Annotated in this window: 1 pseudogene; it reads right to left on the bottom strand. The window is 58.9% G+C overall.

The window, feature by feature from the left end:
- Positions 1-288, bottom strand: a pseudogene (locus AUR66_RS18260) (Mur ligase family CapB protein); the annotation flags it as partial.
- Positions 289-350 lie beyond the last annotated feature (62 nt).

The raw sequence follows: 350 nt of genomic DNA, 5'->3' as shown, positions 1-350 counted from the left end.
ACTCGCGACTGCATCGAACGTGTCAGCTCTGTCTACAACTTCCGTATCACGGTACGTGTCTGCCCGAGTTGCGATTTCTGACTCCATATCACGCATAAAGTCGTCAACTGTGTTTCCCATGAGGACGACTGGGTCGCCCTCCACGAGCATCTCCTCGAGGACGTCGCCTGCATCGTCAGCGGGACTGTGACGAGTGACCGGGACATCAACTGCCCGCGCGAACGCTGCTGTCTCTGCGCCGCCTACACGAAGTCGGTCGATACAGTCACGCTCGGCTAAGAGGTTCACGTACTCCGCGAAGGACGCACTTCGTCCTCGGCGGTCCCTACGCAGGTAGACGAAGGGCAGAA

It is taken from the genome of Haloferax profundi (genome assembly GCF_001469865.1).
GTDB classification, from domain to species: Archaea; Halobacteriota; Halobacteria; order Halobacteriales; family Haloferacaceae; genus Haloferax; species Haloferax profundi.
This window is presented reverse-complemented; position numbering and strand designations above follow the sequence as displayed.